We start from the raw sequence: 16,258 nt of genomic DNA, 5'->3' as shown, positions 1-16,258 counted from the left end.
ACATAAGCACAACCTTGCCTGCCGCCATGTGAAGCCTGTATTAAGCCGGCATCAACCTTAGGTGAAATATGAAATTAGCCAGATAAAACCAGAGGCAGGAAGGATACTTTTGGCCGCCAATCCATCTCACTTTCTTCCTCTGCTATGAAAAATCCGCTACTCTCTCCGCTCCGGCGGCCCTGGCTGCTGACTGGCCTGCTCTGGGTGCTGCTGACCGTGCTGACGCACCCGCTGCGGGCCCAGTCCACGGATGCTTCCATCGCGGGCGTAGTGCAGGACGCGCGGGGCGAGGCCGTACCCGGCGCGACCGTCGTGGTCAAAAACGGCTCGACCGGCTTCCAGACCGGCGTGGCCACGAGCGCCGACGGGCGCTACGCTCTGCGCCAGCTGCCCCTGGGCGGCCCGTATGAGATTAACGTCAGTTTCGTTGGATTTGCCCCCCAGCGGCGCACGGGCTACACCCTCAACCAGGGCGACCGGATAACGGTGGACTTCCGGCTCAGCGAGTCGGCGGAGCAACTCCAGGAGGTTGTCGTGACGGAGAATGCCCTGACCAGCCGCATCGACCGCCTGGGCAGCAGCACGGCTATCGGGGCGCAGGCCATCCAGCGCCTGCCAGCGCTTAACCGCGACTTTACCAGCCTGGCCGACCTGGCACCGACCTCCAACGGGCGTAACATTGGCGGGCAACTGGCCTCCTCCACCAATTATTTGATTGATGGCCTAAGCTCGCGCAACATGCTTACCAGCGGCCCCATCGGCCGCGGCCCCTACACGCTGTCGCTGGAAGCCATCCGCGAATTTGAAGTCGCCTACAACGTGTACGACGTAACGCAGGGCCGGCAGGGCGGCGGCGTCATCAGCGCGGCCACCAAGTCGGGCACCAATACCTTTACCGGCTCGGCTTTTACTTACCACCGCGCCGACTGGCTGGCCAACCCGCGGGATATCCGGGGCAACAAGCGTACCGTGGATTTCAGCACCACGCAGTACGGGTTCAGCCTGGGCGGCCCCGTCATCAAAGACAAGCTGCACTTTTTCGTGGCCCTCGACCGGCAGCAGCAGGCCCTGCCCTTCTTCATTGCCGACATTCAGCGGCCCGATGATGAGCAGGCCCTGAGCATCAGCCGGGCCGTGCTGGACAGCGTAATCAGCATCGGCCGGGAAAAATACGGGTTGAGCAGCGAGCGGCAAACCGGCTCGTTTGACCGCAAAACCCTGGCCACCACCGTTTTCGCGCGTATCGACTGGCAGCTCAACGACAAGCACCGGCTCACGCTGCGCAACAACTACAGCGACTGGGACAATCCCACCAGCACCGACGACAACTCCCGCATCAACCTCTACGAAACCTGGGCCGGCTTCAGCTCCCGCGAGAACAGCACGGCGCTGTCGTTGCGGTCCACGTTTTCGAGCAAGCTGCTGAACGAGCTGAAAATGCAGTACGTGTACTCGTACAACGCCATCGAGCCCAACCCCCAGCTGCCGGCCAATAATATTCCGCGGGCCATCGTAACGGTGCGCTCGGTGCTACCCGACGGGCGCACGGGCCAGACCGACGTGCAGTTCGGTGGGCAGCGCTTCACGCCCGAAACCCAGCAGGTAAATCAGCTTCAGCTGGTGAATACGAGCTACCTCACGGCCGGCCGGTTCAACTTCACCTTCGGCACCGACAACATGCTCACGTTTCTGGATAACTACGTGTCGAATGAGCAGAACGGGCGCTTTATCTTTAACAGCCTGCGCGAGTTCAATGACCTGAACCCCTCCCGTTACGCCCGCGAGGTGCCCCTGAACGGCATCCCCGACGTGCAGCACTCGGTGCTCGATGCCTCGGTGTTTGCCCAGGCGCTCTACAACCCCCACCCCGACGTGACGGCCCAGCTCGGCGTGCGCTACGACGTGACCAGCTACCTCACGCCCGCCGCTTATAACCCGCTGGTGGAGCAGGAGCTGGGCCTGCGCACCGACGCCCAGATCACCGACTGGGACAACATTCAGCCCCGCTTGCAGCTGACCTGGGATGTTGGGGGCAAAAGCCGCGACATCTTCCGTTTGGGCGGGGGCGTGTTCTCGGCTTACGTCATCAACTACGCCCAGCTGAACAATATTCAGAACGACGGCACCCAAATCGCGGCTATCGACGTGACCCGGCCCAACAACCCCAACGCCGTCAACCCCGTGCCCCGGCCCAACTTCCCCGGCTACCGCCAGGACCCCTCCACGGTGCCGGGCGTGCCGGCCGGCACAACCCCGGTGGCAACCATCAACCTGACTGACCCCAATTTCGAGGTACCCACCGTGTACAAGGCCAACCTGAGCTACAACCGCATCGTGAACGAGTGGCTGCGGGTGGGCGTGAACGCGCTGGTGTCGCGCACCGATAACAACTACGTGTACCTGGACGGCAATCTGCGGGATGAGCCAAACTTTCGGCTGGCCAACGAGGAAAACCGGGGCGTGTTCGTGCCGGCCAACACCATTTCGAGTCGGGGCCAGACCAACAACGTGCTCAGCCGCCGCTCCAAGCTGGTGGGCCGCACTCTGGTGCTGACCAACGGGGCCAAACTGCGCACCGCCACCCTCATCGTGGACGCGCAGGTGGAGCTACCCAGAATCGGGTCCTTCAACGCCAGCTACACCTTGAACGATGCCCGCGACAACACCTCCTACAACGGCAACGTGGCCAACACCTCCACGTTCCGGCCCGTCAAGAGCGACCCGCGCGACTTGTCGGAAATGAACTACTCCGACAATCATTTCCGCCACAAAGTGGTGCTCTACGGCGTGTCGCCGGTCTGGAAGGGCTTTAGCCTGAATGCCCGCTTCAGCGGCATCAGCGGCACGCGCTACTCGCTGCTGGTAGCCGGCGATATTAACGGCGACTTCGTAGGCCAGACCGGCGTGCGCAACGACCTGGCGTTCGTGCCCGACCCTAACGACCCCAGCACCTCCGAGAACATCCGAACCGCCCTCAACCAACTCCTCAACGAGTCGGACAGCCGGGCCAAAGACTACATCCGGGAAAGCTTCGGCACCATCGCCGACCGCAACGGCGGCGTGAACAAGCAACTGACCGGCGTGGTAGACGTGCGCTTACTGAAAAGTATTAAAACGTTTAAAACCCAGTCGCTGGAGTTGTCCATCGATGTGTTCAACTTCGCCAACTTACTTAACAAAGATTGGGGGGGGAATTTCAACCTAGGCAACCAGAATCTGCTGAACGTGGCGGGCTTCAGCCAGGCAACCCAGCAATATATCTACACGATCAATTCCGGCGCGGGCGTCGTCCAGAAAAACGGCACCCCCTACCAAATTCAGCTCGGGGTACGCTACGCGTTTTAGAGTCTTGGTTAAAAGTTTGGTCCGAAAGTCACATTTTTTGCTATAATGACTTGATGTTCATTAATTTAACGCTCAAAGGCAAGTAACACACTCAGGGTAAAGCTCAGGGCATCGGTGAGTGCCTCGTCGGGGAAATCAAATTCTCTTTGCAGGTTGATGTGCTGCCAGCTTACGGGCGACCACCGGCATCCGCCTGCGCTGGACCACGGCCTAGAAGCTCGACGCCCACGAGTTCCGGGTGCAGCGCTCGACTGATGCCCGCACCTTCACCATCGTGGCCACCGCCGGCACCAGCTCCACCAGCCGCAGCTACTCGGCCCTTGATACCCCGCCCACTGCTACCGGCCCACTCTACTACTGCCTCCAGCAACTCGACCTCGACGGCACCGCCCACTTTAGCAACGTCATTATCCTTACCGCCCCGAAAGCCGGCGAGCTGGCCGCCGCCCTCATCGTGGCCCCAACCCGGCCGGGGCCGGCCAGCACCTTACGCTCACGCTCACTGGCCGCACCGGCCAGTCTCCTTCGCCTGGAGATACTCGACGCCGTGCGCCGAGTCCAGCACACCCAGCCCCTGCATCCGGCAACTGCTACCGAGCAGCTGCCCCTAACTCTGCCGGGCTCTTTAGCCCGTCGGCGTCTACCTGTTGCGCGTGAGCGGCCCCAGCACTGCCCCGTTGCAAACCCACTTGGTACTTACCAGCTAGCCGAAGCCCTACTTAAAAGTAGAACGGCCACCCCTGCAGAGGTGGCCGTTCTACTTTTAAGTAGGGCTTCGGCCGTAAATCAGAATTACGGAGCTACTGTCGCAGTAATTTGCGTAACGGCTGTTACGCCCTGCTTGCGCTTTGCCTTTAGCAAGGCGCTGCCCCTGCTTCAGGAAATACGTTTTCTCATCGATAAGCGCAGCTGTTGCGTAACATCAGTTGCTGATAATCAGCAGCGAGTAGCTTTTTGCGTGGTGCTGCCTAAGGATGGAATAGTTGTTATTACTTCGCCGGCCAGCAGTTGCTGGTACCACCAGCCGGAGTCCTTCACGGTCCGTTGCTGGGTTGCATAGTCGATGTGCACCAGTCCGAAGCGCGGCGCATAGCCCTCGGCCCACTCAAAGTTGTCGGTAAAGGACCACGCGAAGTAGCCCTCCACGGCCAGGCCTTCCCGCCGCGCCCGCAGCACCTGTCCGATACAGGCCTGCAGGTAGGCTTGCCGGGCTACATCGTGCACCTGGCCGGCGGGAGTTACTACGTCGGGGAAGGCCGCGCCATTTTCGGTAACGAGTAGGCGCGGCGCATTAGCATAGGCGCTGAACTGCCGGAGCATGTGGTACAGGCTTTCGGGAAACACCTCCCAGCCCATTTGCGTGTAGGGTACACCGCGCCGGGCCGCCCCCACCAGGTTGGCCCACAGCAGCGGCACATAAGGGGCGTGGCGCACCACCTCCCGGGTATAGTTCTGAACTCCCCAAAAGTCGAAGGCAAAGGGCAACCGCGCCTCGTCCCCAGGCTGTACGTAACGTTCTAAGCGGTTAAGCAACGGCGCCTCGGCGGTGGGGTAGCCCAGTCCCAAAGCGGGTTCCACAAACAGCCGGTTGAGAATGGCATCGGCGCGGCGGGTGGCTCGCTCGTCGCGGGGCAGCCCCGCCCGCCAGGGCGTGAGGTAGGAGCACGAGAAAGTGGTACCAATTTGGGCGGAGGCGGGTAAGGCGGCCCGTAGTGCCCGGCCGCCCTCGGCCTGGGCCAGCGTGGCATGGTGCGTAGCGGCCAGAAAGGCGCCCAGGCTGCGCCGGCCCGGCGCGTGGAGGCCCAGCAAATGCCCCGCTCCCGTAAATACCATTGGCTCATTGAGCACCATCCAATGCTGCACCCGGTCGCCGAGGCGGCGGGCCAGCACCTGCGCGTAATCGGCCAGCCAACCCACTACGGCACGGTTGGTCCAGCCCCCCTGCTGCTGCAGCGCCAGGGGTAAATCCCAGTGATACACGGTGAGCCACGGCGCAATGTCACGGGCCAGGCATTCATCTACCAGCCGGTCGTAGAAATCCAGGCCCTTGGCGTTTACCGGGCCCGTACCCGTTGGCAACACCCGCGCCCAGGCCGTTGAGAACCGAAAGTTGGGAATGCCCAACTGCTGCATGAGGTCCAGATCAGTGGGCCAGCGCCGGTAAAAGTCACTGGCTACGTCGCCCGTTTCACGGCCTTTGATAGCCCGGCGGCCGCGGACAAACTCATCCCAGATGCTACGCCCCTTGCCCTCGGCCTCCCAGCTGCCCTCTGTCTGGTAAGCCGCAGTCGACACGCCCCACCGAAAGTCAGGCCCAAAATCGGCGCGGGAGTAGTGGGGGGGGGTGGTCGGGGGAAAGAAAGCGGCGGGTAAATCGGTCATGAAGGCAGTAATGGGGCAGCCGCCGGGCAGGCAGCTGTATGACAACTGCTTGCCTGGCACTAAGTCGTATGAGCAGGAAGCGAAAATAAGTAGTTTACCTCTTCTCAAGCCTCCTCATGTTGCGTGATGCCGATGAATGGCTGGTAGTAGTGGTGCCTGCTGGTTAGCAGTGTCGTTGCGCTATAGAGGCTTCGATTCCGCGTACCATAACGCCCTTCCGCGCTCCTTCCGCCCGCTGCACGTTAAATGAAAATGGTCGGGGCCGGCACCGCCGCGTGCTCCCGCAGCAAGGTGTCCAGAATCTGGCCGGTCTCGTCGGGGTATTGCACCGGTATCGCCCGGCCCTCGCGCAGCCAGTGGTCGAGCGTATCAAGGTGCTTGTTTTTTAGACTTTTGGCTACCGGCACGCCCATTTTTGCCAGCGCGGCCGCATTGCATGCCTGCTCGTACTGATTTTTCATGGGTATCACCAGCAGCTTCTTGCCTAAGTACAAGGCCTCGGCCGGCGTTTCGAAACCCGCGCCGCAGAGCACGCCCGCGCTGTGCGCCAGGCTGTTGGTGAAGGCCGCGCCGCTCACGGGGCGTACCCGCACGTTGCCATATTCGGCCTCGCGGACGCTGTGCTTGGAGAAGACCTCCCAGCGAACGGTGCGGCTGAGGTAGCGCAACCGATTCACCAGTAATTTCTCATCGAAAGCGGGTAAGTACACCGTGTAGTGCTCCCGCTGCTCGGGTAGCAGCTCCCGCACCTGCCGGCGAATGACGGGCGTATGAATACCGGGAGCGTACGCCGCGAAATGAAAACCGTAGTGGGCCGTGGTGGGCGCGTAATGCCGGAGCACGGCCCGGCCCACCGGATCGGCGCGCTTGGGCTGGGGCGCGGCCGGGTGCAGCACGGCACTCTGATGGCTCAGGGCTACGCAGGGCCGGTGCTGTAGCCGACAGGCCCACGCGGACACGGGCTCAAAATCGCTAATAATCAAATCGTACTTATCCAAAGGCAATGCCCGTATCTCGCGCACAAAAGCCGCCGAATTCAACTGCCAGAAGGTTTTGGCGAAGTTGATGCCGCCTTTTTTGCCAAAGACAAACCCCATGCCGTGGCACTGGTACTGCACCGGAAAGGGCAGGGTCAGATCGGGGGGCGGACCACTTACCAGCACATCGAGCTGGCGGGTTCTGGCTTGCAACAAGGGCACGATATCCAGCGCCCGGCTCAGGTGACCATTACCGGTGCCTTGGATAGCGTAAAGAATACGGGGCATAGCAGCAGGTTGGGGGGCAGAGACCAGGTTAGCGTTTCGGAGTAGCCGGAGAGGCTGACTCCTTACGGAGCAATATTGAATTCAGCCAGTAGGCTTGAGAGCAGGATATCGGCCGTATCGAGGTCGTCGGGGTCAGGTAGGGCCGGTAGCTGCATACGGGGGTCGGCGGCGTACTGGTAGAGCTGCCAGCCGGTAGCAGTGGTATACTCCAGCGCCGTCAGGTTCTCCACCCAGTCGCCGGAATTGAGGTAAACCACCTCACCTCGCTCGGTTTGCACGGGCTTAATAGCGGGCTGGTGAATGTGGCCGCAGGCCACGTAACGGTAACCCGCGTCGGCGGCAATGGTGGCAGCCGTCTGCTCAAAATTGCCTACCAGGCTCACCGCCCCCTTCACGCGGTCTTTCACCGCTTTAGACAACGCCACGCGCGGACGGCCCAGCTTGTTAAGCATAAAGTTGACCACGCGGTTGAGCACAATCAGCGCGTCGTAGCCGTGCGCGCCCAGCCGGACCAGCCAGCGGGCGTGGCGCATGGTCACGTCAAACACGTCGCCATGAAAGAGCCAGGTTTTGCCCGCGGGCAAGTCCAGAACCAACTTGTTGGCAATAGACAGGCCTCCGAGCCGGGTGCCGGCAAAGCGGCGCAACAGCTCGTCGTGGTTACCGGTAATGTAGTGGATGCGGGTGCCCTTGGCCAGCAGGCCCACCAAGTGGCGCACAACGCGCATGTGGGCAGGAGGCCAGTAGTTTTTGCTGAACTGCCAGATGTCGACAATGTCCCCGTTGAGCACCAGCACCTCGGGCCGGATGTTGCGCAGGTAGCGCAGCAGCTCCACGGCGTGGCAGCCGTAAGTACCCAGATGCACGTCGGAAATGACGACTACTTCCAGCTGACGACGCGGCGGGAGTTTATTCATCCGATAACCGGGCGGGCCCAGAAATAGGGTTGCAGTGGGGCGCGCGGCAACTCGTTGGCCCGAAATGGCGAACGGAGCGCCCGAATCAGGTGCAGGCCATAAACAACTACCAGCACTAACTGAAACAGTAGATAACCTAACCAGCTCAGCAAGCGGCGTAAGAGCAGAATCGGGGTGGAAACATGCATGGCGTCAGTCTGTTGATGCAGCTCAAAGGTCCTGTTATCGTATGAACCAAGTATTACGGGCACGTTATGCTTGTACTTCTTGCCTACTGGCCGAGCAGGCGTCGGGTGCGCTCGGTTTCACGGTGGATAAACCCTTAGGCAGGCCACCAAACTCAGGTCCTCGGCTACTCTCGTTGGCTTTATGGTGGCCACCGCCCCGCTTTTCTGACCGGCATAACAAAAGCATGATGGGTGGGGCACATTCACGTTACTTAGCAGGGCGAGCTTTGCCAGCGCAACCTACTCCTACTTCCACATGCGTCATATTCTTTTTGAGAAGTGCCTACTGGAAACCCCGCCAGTGGCACTGCCCCCCTCGCCACCTTCCACTACCCGACGGTTACTGGGTATCAACCGGGCCTTGCAGTTGAGTGGCATGCCTCCGCCCAGTGCCGCCAGCCAGATTCTGATGGCCCGCTATGTAGCGGGGCACCTATCGCTGGCCGAAATTATGCCCCATCTCTGGCAGTAGCCGCTTTTAGGCAAGTCTTTGCACAAGCATAACCGGGGCGTCATCCAGAAATAATAAGTGCCCCGCACCTTTGCCGGCGGAGAAGCGAGGTACTACATGAAGGTAGCTGCCGCTTTGACCATCCTGAAACCCCGGCGCTGCAACGCTGGGGTTTTCTATACTACCCAAGTTGCGGACTACGGCACATACTGCGGCCTGCACCCCGGACGGGTCGCGGCGTTGGGCAGCGCCGACTGCCGAATATTTAGCTATGATTTTGTATTAAAGAGGGGATGTATATTCTGTGAAGTGTGCAATAGCTTAGCCTTGGGATAACACTCTGGTAACGGGAGGCAGGTAGTTTTGCGGGCGAAATAACTCTACAAAATAATGCTTTACAAACACTTAGCTCGAGCCATCCGGCTCTGTGCCATGGGCACTCCTGTGCTCTTGCTGAGCAGCAGCGCTTTTGCACAAACCCAATCCGTTTCGGGCACCGTGACCGACGACCAGGGCCAGCTGCTACCCGGCGCTACCGTGGTGGTCAAGGGCACCACCAACGGTACGTCCACCAATGCGCAGGGGGCCTATACGCTTAGCACCCCGGCCGATGCTGTGCTGCTGATTACATACATTGGCTTCCTGCCGCGGGAAGTGCCGGTGGAAGGTAAAACCCAACTGAATCTGCGCCTGACGCCCGACGCCAAGCAGCTCAACGAAGTGGTCGTGACGGCCCTAGGCATCAAGCGGGAGCAAAAAGCGCTGGGCTACGCCACCCAGACGATTGGCGGCGAAGCGCTGCTGGAAGCCCGGCCCAACAACTTCTCGCAGGCGCTGTCGGGTAAGGTGGCGGGGCTTAATTTGATTTCCGCGGGCTCGGGCCCAGTAAATTCCACCCGCATTTCGCTGCGCGGCGACAACTCGCTGAACCCCAATGGCAACAATGCCCTGATCGTACTCGACGGTGTACCCATGAACAGCGGCCTGACCAGCTCCGGCGTGGGCAGCGCCTACGGAGCGGGGGCCGGCAACGACGTGCCCGTGGACTTCGGCAACGGCATTGCCGACATCAACCCCGACGATATTGCCAGCATTACGGTGCTGAAGGGGGCCGGGGCCGCGGCGCTTTATGGCAGTCGCGCCGCCAACGGCGCGCTCATCATCACCACCAAAACCGGCTCGCGCAAGAAAAAGGGACTGGGCGTGACGGTAAACAGCAATTTCAGCGTCAACACGGTGCTGCAATGGCCCGACTACCAGTACGAGTACGGCCAGGGCACAGGCCGCGCCCTCAACGCGGCCGGCCAGATGTACTACTCCTACGGCGCCTCCGCCGACGGGGCCAACACGGGCGGCACCAGCAGCGCGTTTGGGCCGAAGTTCGACGGGCAGCGCTACTACCAGTACGACCCCGCCACGCAGGCCCAGTCCACGGAACGGCTGCCGTGGGTGCCCTACAAAAACAACATCAAGGGCTTTTTCCGGACCGGCTCCACGCTTACCAACAGCGTGGCGCTGGAAGGGGGCAGCGAAATCAGCTCGGCCCGGGCGTCTATTACGCACTCTAAAAATGAGTGGATTATGCCCAACACCGGTTACGAGCGGCTGACGGCGGCCCTGAGCGTTAACCACAGCATCACGGCGAAGCTGAAGCTGGCGGGCAAGGTGAACTTCACCAACCGAACCAGCGACAATTTGCCCGCCACCGGCTACAACAACCAGTCGCTGGCGTACTTCCTGATTTTTCAGAATCCGAACGTACCGCTCGATGCGTATCGTACCATCTGGAAAAACGGCTTCGACCAGGTAGATCAGGTGCACCCGTTCAGTTCGTTCATTGATAACCCCTATCTGATTGCCCAGGAGATGACCAACTCGGCCATCACGCGCACTACCGTTGGCAATATCTCGGGCACGTATGATTTTGCGCCCAACTTCAGCTTGCTGCTCCGCTCGGGCCTGGCCATGACGCAGGAACGGCGCGAGATGCGCCGCCCCTACAGCACGGCTAACTTCCAGAAGGGGTATTTCAAGCAGCAGGATATCAGTAATTATGAGGTCAACACCGACTTCCTGCTGACCTACCACCGGCAGTTCAATACGCGATTCGACGTCCGCGCCTCGGTGGGCGCCAACGCCATGCGCCGCCGCAACCGCAACACCGATGCCTCCGTGCGCGACCTGGTGATTCCGGGCGTGTACAAGCTGGCCAATGGGGCGAATAGCCCGCTTCTCGGCTTGGGTACCTACGAGAAAGACATCAACAGCAACTACGCCCTGGCCACGTTTTCCTACGACGACAAAATCTTCGTGGACCTGACTGCCCGCAACGACTGGTCGAGCGCGCTGCCGGTGGCGGCTTCCCCGTTCTCCTACCCTTCCATCAGCTCCAGCTTTATTCTCAGCGAGCTGCTGCCCATGCCCGCATCTGTCTCGTTGGCCAAGCTGCGCTTATCGGTGGCCAAAGTTGGCAACGATACCGACCCGTATGGCAATAACAAGTACTACAACCGCAGCGACTTTGCGGGGGCTGGATCGGTTGCAACCACCCTCTATAACAAGAACCTGAAGCCCGAAGAGACCCTCAGCTACGAGGCGGGCCTGGAGTACCTTATGTTTCAGGGGCGCATTGGAGCCGACCTGACGGTTTACCAGAACACCACCGGCAACCAGATCTTGGAAGTGCCTATCGACCCGACCACCGGCTATAGCCGCGCGCTGCTTAACGCCGGCAAGGTGCGCAACCGGGGAGTGGAGGTTGTGCTCAACACCCGCCCCGTTGATAACAACGCCTTCAAGTGGAAAAATACCGTTACCTGGGCCCACAACCGCAATAAGGTGCTAAGCCTAGCCGGCGAGTTGGAAGACCAGCAGGTGATTGGCACCGGCGGTACGGCTACCATCTTAGCCAAGGTGGGTGGCACCACCGGCGACATCTACGGCTACGGCTTCGACTACTCGCCCGCTGGCCAGATTATCTATAACAAAGACGGTTTGCCGGTGCAGCCCGCCAACATCAAGTACATCGGGCGGGCCTACGCCGACTGGAAGGGCGGTTTCTTGAACGAGTTTTTCTACAAGAATTTCCGGATGAGCGTGCTATTTGATGGCCAGTACGGCGGTATCGTTTACTCCCAGACACACCACAAAATGAGCGAGCAGGGCAAGCTGAAATCAACGCTGCCGGGCCGCGAAGAAGGCTTCATCGTCGGCGACGGGGTGGTACAGAATGCCGACGGCACGTACTCGCCCAACACCAAGCAGGTGCTTCCGGTCGCTTATTACGCCGAGTATTACCGCCGCGCCAACATCGAGAGCAACTCGTTTGATGCGTCTTACCTGAAGTTGCGGGAGGCCCGCCTCGAGTTCAACCTGCCCGTTGCCCTGCTGGCCCGCACCAAGGCCCTGACCGGCGCCACCGTTGGCCTCTACGGGCGCGACCTAGCCATGTGGACCCGGTTTCCCATGTTCGACCCCGAAACGGCGGCCCTCAACGGCGGCACCATTCTGCCCGGCGTCGAAATCGGCCAGTTGCCCTCCACCCGCACCATGGGCGTCAACGTCACGCTGAAATTCTAAACAGTCACCTCCTGGCTCCTCGCTTCCCCTTCCTTGTTTGCAATGAAAAAATATGTAACCCTGCTGCTGGCCCTGAGTGGTGGCGTAGTGTCGTGTACCGATGGGTTTGAGGAGTTGAACACCGACCCCAACCGCATCGAAAAGATCAGCCCGGGCACGCTGCTCAACCCCATCGTGTATGAGGTGGCGGCCTTTAACACCAGCCGCGCAGATGGTTTCACCTTTGATATCATGCAGGTGGCCTTGCCGTTCCCAAGTGTGTCGGGCGGGGTGCACCGTTACCTGGTGAGCGAAAGCGCCGGCAACTCCACCTGGACCACATACTACCGCTGGCTGGCCAACATCCGGGAGATGCGCACTGCTGCTGTGGCTGCCCAGGATGCCAACTACGAAGCCGTAGCACTGACTTTGAACGCCTGGGTGTACGCCAACCTCAGCGACTGCTTCGGCGATGTGCCCATGACCGAAGCCAGCCGCGCCGAGGAAGGGATTCTCTACCCGATTTTCGATTCGCAGCAGCAGGTGTACACCCAGTTGCTCGACGACTTGGACCGTGCCAATAGCCTCTTCGATGCCAATAAAGCCATGGGCTACGGCAGCGACCTACTCTACAACAACAGCGTGCCCAGCTGGCGGCGGTTCTGCAACTCGCTGCGGATGCGCCTGTTGCTGCGCGTTTCCAAACGCCCCGAGATGAACACCGCCACCCGGCTGGCGGCCATGATCAACGACCCCACGAAGTACCCGGTGTTCACCCAGAACAGCGAAGCGGCCGTCCTGAAAATCACGGGCGTAACCCCCAATATTTCGCCCTGGGGCCGCGCCATCGACTTCACCACGTTCCGGGCCGCCGCTTCGTTTTTCATCGACAACCTGAACACCTGGACCGATCCGCGCCTGCCCAAGTTCAACACGCTGGCCCGCACCTCGAACGGCAGCACTACTATTGGTTACCGCGGCATTTCAAGCGCCTACGGTGGCAGCGATGCGCAGTTTCAGTACCTGCCGTCCAACCTCAACATTGCCCTGGTTTCGGCCACGGTAGCCGCTCCCATGCCGTCGGTGCTGATGAGCTACGCCGAAGTAGAATTTATTAAGGCGGAGGCCGCGCAGAAAGGCTACACCACCGCTGACGCCCGCACGCACTACGAGCAGGGCGTGCGCGCCGCCGTCGAGCAATGGGGGGCCGTGCTGCCAGCCACTTATTTCCAGAACGCCGCCGCGGCCTACGATGGGACGCTGGCACGCATCATGCTCCAGAAGTATTACGCGCTGTACTTCAACGACTACCAGCAGTGGTTTGAGTACCGCCGCACCGGGCTGCCGGTGCTGCCGCGCGGCCAGGATTTGCAGAACGGTGGCGTGATGCCGACGCGCTTTAAATACCCGCTAGTGGTGCAAACCAACAACGGCACCAACTACCGCGCCGCCGTGCAGGCCATGGGTACCGACGACGTGAACACCAAAGTATGGTGGGAAAAGTAGCGTAACGGCTCCCTCTAAAGGCATTTGCTATTCTGTTTAATTGAAACCCGCTTAATCGACACTCGCATAATGTCGCAACAACGCAGAACCTTTCTCAAATCCATCGGCCTGGCGGGCCTGGGTATAACGCTGGACGTGAACCTAGGACTGGCCCGGCCGAAGGCAGTGGCCACGGCGGCCAGCCTGGAAACTACTGTGGTTACGCTCAGCGGCAAGGTGCAGGCAGGAGGCCAGGGCATTGCCGGCGTGGCCGTTTCAGACGGCATTGGCGTCACGCTCACGGATGCCAGGGGGCAGTACGAATTGGACAGCAGCGGCGCCACTGAGTTCGTATTCCTATCGGTACCGCGTGGCTACGAGTTTGCGCACGAGCAGGGCGTAACGCGCTTCTACCGCCGCAAAGAGCCGGTGAAGGGGCGCTTCAGGGCCGATTTCGAGCTGCGCAAGCTCCGCCAGGATGATACTCAGCACAACTTTATTGTGTGGGCCGATCCGCAGATGATTTCCAAAGCCGATGCCGCCGAGTTCAAGGCCACAGCCGTACCCGATACCCAAAAGCTGATAGCCAGCTACGGTCCGAACACGCTGTTTCACGGCATCGGGTGCGGGGATTTGGTGTGGGACCGATTCGAACTCTTCGAAGACTACAAGCAGGGGGTAGCCAGCACCGGCATCCCGTTCTTCCAGGTAATCGGCAACCACGACATGGACCTGACGGCCCGCACCGATGAGCACTCGTCCGACACGTTCAAGCAGCTGTTCGGCCCCACGTACTACTCGTTCAATCGGGGCGAAATTCACTATGTGGTGCTGGATGACGTGTTTTTCATCGGCCCGCCCAAGAAGTATATTGGGTACCTCACCGAGCGGCAACTGGCGTGGCTGGAGCAGGATCTGGCCCACGTGAAAGCCGGCACGACGGTGGTAGTGAGTTTGCACATTCCGCCCTACACCCGGCAGCACCTGCGCAACAAAGAGAAGGAAGAACCCATGGGCGGCGTAGTAGCCAACCGCCACGAGCTGTACCGGCTGCTGAAGCCCTATCGAGCCCACATTATGTCGGGCCACACCCATTTCAACGAGGTGCTGCAAACCGCCGACAATGTGACCGAACACGTGCACGGCACGGTATGCGGCGCGTGGTGGACCGGTCCCATCTGCACCGATGGTACGCCCGGCGGCTACGGCGTTTATGAAGTGCACGGATCCGAGCTAAAATGGTACTACAAGGCCATCGGCCAGGAACGCAGCCACCAGTTCCGCGTCTACCCCAAAGGCAGCCTGCCAGACCGCCCCGAGGCGCTGGTCGTGAACGTCTGGAACTGGGACCCCACCTGGCAAGTAGCCTGGTTTGAGGACGGCGTACGTAAGGGCGCCATGCGCCAGTATACCGGCCTCGATCCGCTGTCGGTGCAACTGCACGCGGGGCCGGCGCTGCCCACCAAGCACAAGTGGGTAGAGCCGACCCTCACCGAGCATTTGTTCGTGGCCAACGTATCGGCGCAGGCGCGGCAGATTCGGGTGGAAGTCACTGACCGGTTCGGGCAGGTGTACACCGACACGCTGAGCGCGTAAACAGTTCTCCCGCGGCCTTCGCTCCGTAGTTCGGGGCCGTTGCCCTGGGCTGCGGAGTTTTGCCATCTGTCTGCTTACGCCCGATAATGAAGTTTCTACCGCTGTTTCTCTTTCTGTTTGGCACCTTCACCGCCACCGCCCAGACCGCGCCGCTCGACCGCCAGGGGCACCGGGGTTGCCGCGGCCTGATGCCCGAAAATACCATTCCGGCCATGCGCAAAGCGCAGGATCTGGGCGTAACCACGCTGGAAATGGATGTGCTGGTCAGCCAAGACAATCAGCTCATGCTCTCCCACGACCCGTTTTTAAACGCCGACTTCGTGCTGATGCCCAACGGCCAGCCGATTGCCAAAACCGAGGAACAGCAACACCGCCTCTACGATCTGCCCTACGCCGAAATCAGGCGTTACGATGTGGGCAGTAAGTTGTATGCCAAGTTCCCGAGGCAGCAGAAACTACGCACCTATAAGCCGCTCCTGACCGAGGTCATCGACTCAGCAGAAGCCTACGCCCGCCTGAAAAAGCTGCCCGCGCCGCACTACAATATCGAAACCAAAACTACTCCGGCCGGCGACGGTACCCTGCATCCGGCGCCCGAACCGTTTGTGGACCTGCTGCTGGCCGTGGTACGCGCCAAGGGCATTGCAGGCCGCGTCACCGTTCAATCCTTCGACCCGCGTACGCTGGAGCTGGTGCATAAAGCTGAGCCAACATGGCGCACGGCGCTTCTGGTGGAAAATCTGCTCGGGCTTGACGCCAACCTGCACCGCCTTAGCTTCCGGCCCAGCATCTATAGCCCTGCTTACCGGCTGGTAACCGCCGCACTCGTGGCGGCTTGCCATAAGAATGACATTCAGGTGATTGCCTGGACCGTAAATTCTGCTGCTGCTATCGAACAGCTGATGCAGTTGCGCGTGGACGGCATCATCACTGATTACCCGGACTTGTTTATCACCTTACCCAATCACTGGCCTGAGCATCGACGCTCCAGACCTTAATAGCCACTTATTCCGCCGGCCTCACTGGCTATTG

Annotated in this window: 10 protein-coding genes; 6 read left to right on the top strand and 4 right to left on the bottom strand. The window is 60.6% G+C overall.

The genetic code is table 11. The annotated features are described in order from the left end of the window. The first annotated feature begins 144 nt into the window (after positions 1-144). Positions 145-3,345, top strand: coding sequence for a TonB-dependent receptor (locus BLW21_RS18095; protein ID WP_092743021.1), 3,201 nt, complete (start codon positions 145-147; stop codon positions 3,343-3,345). Positions 3,346-4,281: 936 nt separating this feature from the next. Here BLW21_RS18095 and BLW21_RS18090 read toward each other — a convergent pair. The 4 genes from BLW21_RS18090 to BLW21_RS21290 all read right to left on the bottom strand — a co-directional run bounded on the left by BLW21_RS18090 (position 4,282) and on the right by BLW21_RS21290 (position 8,097). Then, positions 4,282-5,727 (bottom strand): GH1 family beta-glucosidase, encoded by a 1,446-nt coding sequence (locus BLW21_RS18090; protein WP_092743018.1) that lies wholly within the window; start codon positions 5,725-5,727, stop codon positions 4,282-4,284. 242 nt (positions 5,728-5,969) lie between these two features. Next, positions 5,970-6,992, bottom strand: a complete 1,023-nt coding sequence (locus BLW21_RS18085) for a glycosyltransferase family protein (RefSeq protein WP_092743015.1) — start codon at positions 6,990-6,992, stop codon at positions 5,970-5,972. Between the two features lie 62 nt (positions 6,993-7,054). After that, a complete protein-coding gene (locus BLW21_RS18080) occupies positions 7,055-7,909 on the bottom strand; it encodes a UDP-2,3-diacylglucosamine diphosphatase (protein ID WP_092743012.1) in 855 nt (284 codons plus the stop codon). After that, positions 7,906-8,097 carry a hypothetical protein gene (locus BLW21_RS21290; RefSeq protein WP_139255301.1) on the bottom strand — a complete coding sequence of 64 codons (192 nt, stop codon included), beginning with the start codon at positions 8,095-8,097 and terminating at the stop codon, positions 7,906-7,908. The genes BLW21_RS18080 and BLW21_RS21290 overlap by 4 nt, the downstream gene beginning before the upstream one ends. Before the next feature lie 295 nt (positions 8,098-8,392). On the opposite strand from BLW21_RS21290, the gene BLW21_RS21285 reads away from it, so the two are divergent. From BLW21_RS21285 to BLW21_RS18060, 5 genes are all read left to right on the top strand, one after another. After that, the gene (locus BLW21_RS21285; protein ID WP_139255300.1) at positions 8,393-8,608 is read left to right on the top strand and encodes a hypothetical protein; all 216 of its coding nucleotides are present in this window, start codon (positions 8,393-8,395) and stop codon (positions 8,606-8,608) included. Between the two features lie 411 nt (positions 8,609-9,019). Then, positions 9,020-12,166, top strand: coding sequence for a SusC/RagA family TonB-linked outer membrane protein (locus BLW21_RS18075; protein WP_245711957.1), 3,147 nt, complete (start codon positions 9,020-9,022; stop codon positions 12,164-12,166). Between the two features lie 42 nt (positions 12,167-12,208). Then, positions 12,209-13,651, top strand: a complete 1,443-nt coding sequence (locus tag BLW21_RS18070) for a SusD/RagB family nutrient-binding outer membrane lipoprotein (protein WP_092743006.1) — start codon at positions 12,209-12,211, stop codon at positions 13,649-13,651. 69 nt (positions 13,652-13,720) lie between these two features. Continuing rightward, positions 13,721-15,226 carry a calcineurin-like phosphoesterase C-terminal domain-containing protein gene (locus BLW21_RS18065; RefSeq protein WP_092743003.1) on the top strand — a complete coding sequence of 502 codons (1,506 nt, stop codon included), beginning with the start codon at positions 13,721-13,723 and terminating at the stop codon, positions 15,224-15,226. 86 nt (positions 15,227-15,312) lie between these two features. Further along, positions 15,313-16,224: a glycerophosphodiester phosphodiesterase family protein gene (locus tag BLW21_RS18060; RefSeq protein ID WP_092743000.1), complete on the top strand. Its 912-nt coding sequence runs from the start codon at positions 15,313-15,315 to the stop codon at positions 16,222-16,224. Positions 16,225-16,258: the final 34 nt, after the last annotated feature.

The organism is Hymenobacter psychrophilus, from assembly GCF_900107135.1.
Classification (GTDB): Bacteria; Bacteroidota; Bacteroidia; order Cytophagales; family Hymenobacteraceae; genus Hymenobacter; species Hymenobacter psychrophilus.
This window is presented reverse-complemented; position numbering and strand designations above follow the sequence as displayed.

Excerpts from the sequence above, each read along its gene's own strand:
- BLW21_RS18095 (WP_092743021.1), top strand. The coding sequence starts at position 145 with ATGAAAAATCCGCTACTCTCTCCGCTCCGGCGGCCCTGGCTGCTGACT.
- BLW21_RS18090 (WP_092743018.1), bottom strand. The coding sequence starts at position 5,727 with ATGACCGATTTACCCGCCGCTTTCTTTCCCCCGACCACCCCCCCCCAC.
- BLW21_RS18085 (WP_092743015.1), bottom strand. The coding sequence starts at position 6,992 with ATGCCCCGTATTCTTTACGCTATCCAAGGCACCGGTAATGGTCACCTG.
- BLW21_RS18080 (WP_092743012.1), bottom strand. The coding sequence starts at position 7,909 with ATGAATAAACTCCCGCCGCGTCGTCAGCTGGAAGTAGTCGTCATTTCC.
- BLW21_RS21290 (WP_139255301.1), bottom strand. The coding sequence starts at position 8,097 with ATGCATGTTTCCACCCCGATTCTGCTCTTACGCCGCTTGCTGAGCTGG.
- BLW21_RS21285 (WP_139255300.1), top strand. The coding sequence starts at position 8,393 with ATGCGTCATATTCTTTTTGAGAAGTGCCTACTGGAAACCCCGCCAGTG.
- BLW21_RS18075 (WP_245711957.1), top strand. The coding sequence starts at position 9,020 with ATGGGCACTCCTGTGCTCTTGCTGAGCAGCAGCGCTTTTGCACAAACC.
- BLW21_RS18070 (WP_092743006.1), top strand. The coding sequence starts at position 12,209 with ATGAAAAAATATGTAACCCTGCTGCTGGCCCTGAGTGGTGGCGTAGTG.
- BLW21_RS18065 (WP_092743003.1), top strand. The coding sequence starts at position 13,721 with ATGTCGCAACAACGCAGAACCTTTCTCAAATCCATCGGCCTGGCGGGC.
- BLW21_RS18060 (WP_092743000.1), top strand. The coding sequence starts at position 15,313 with ATGAAGTTTCTACCGCTGTTTCTCTTTCTGTTTGGCACCTTCACCGCC.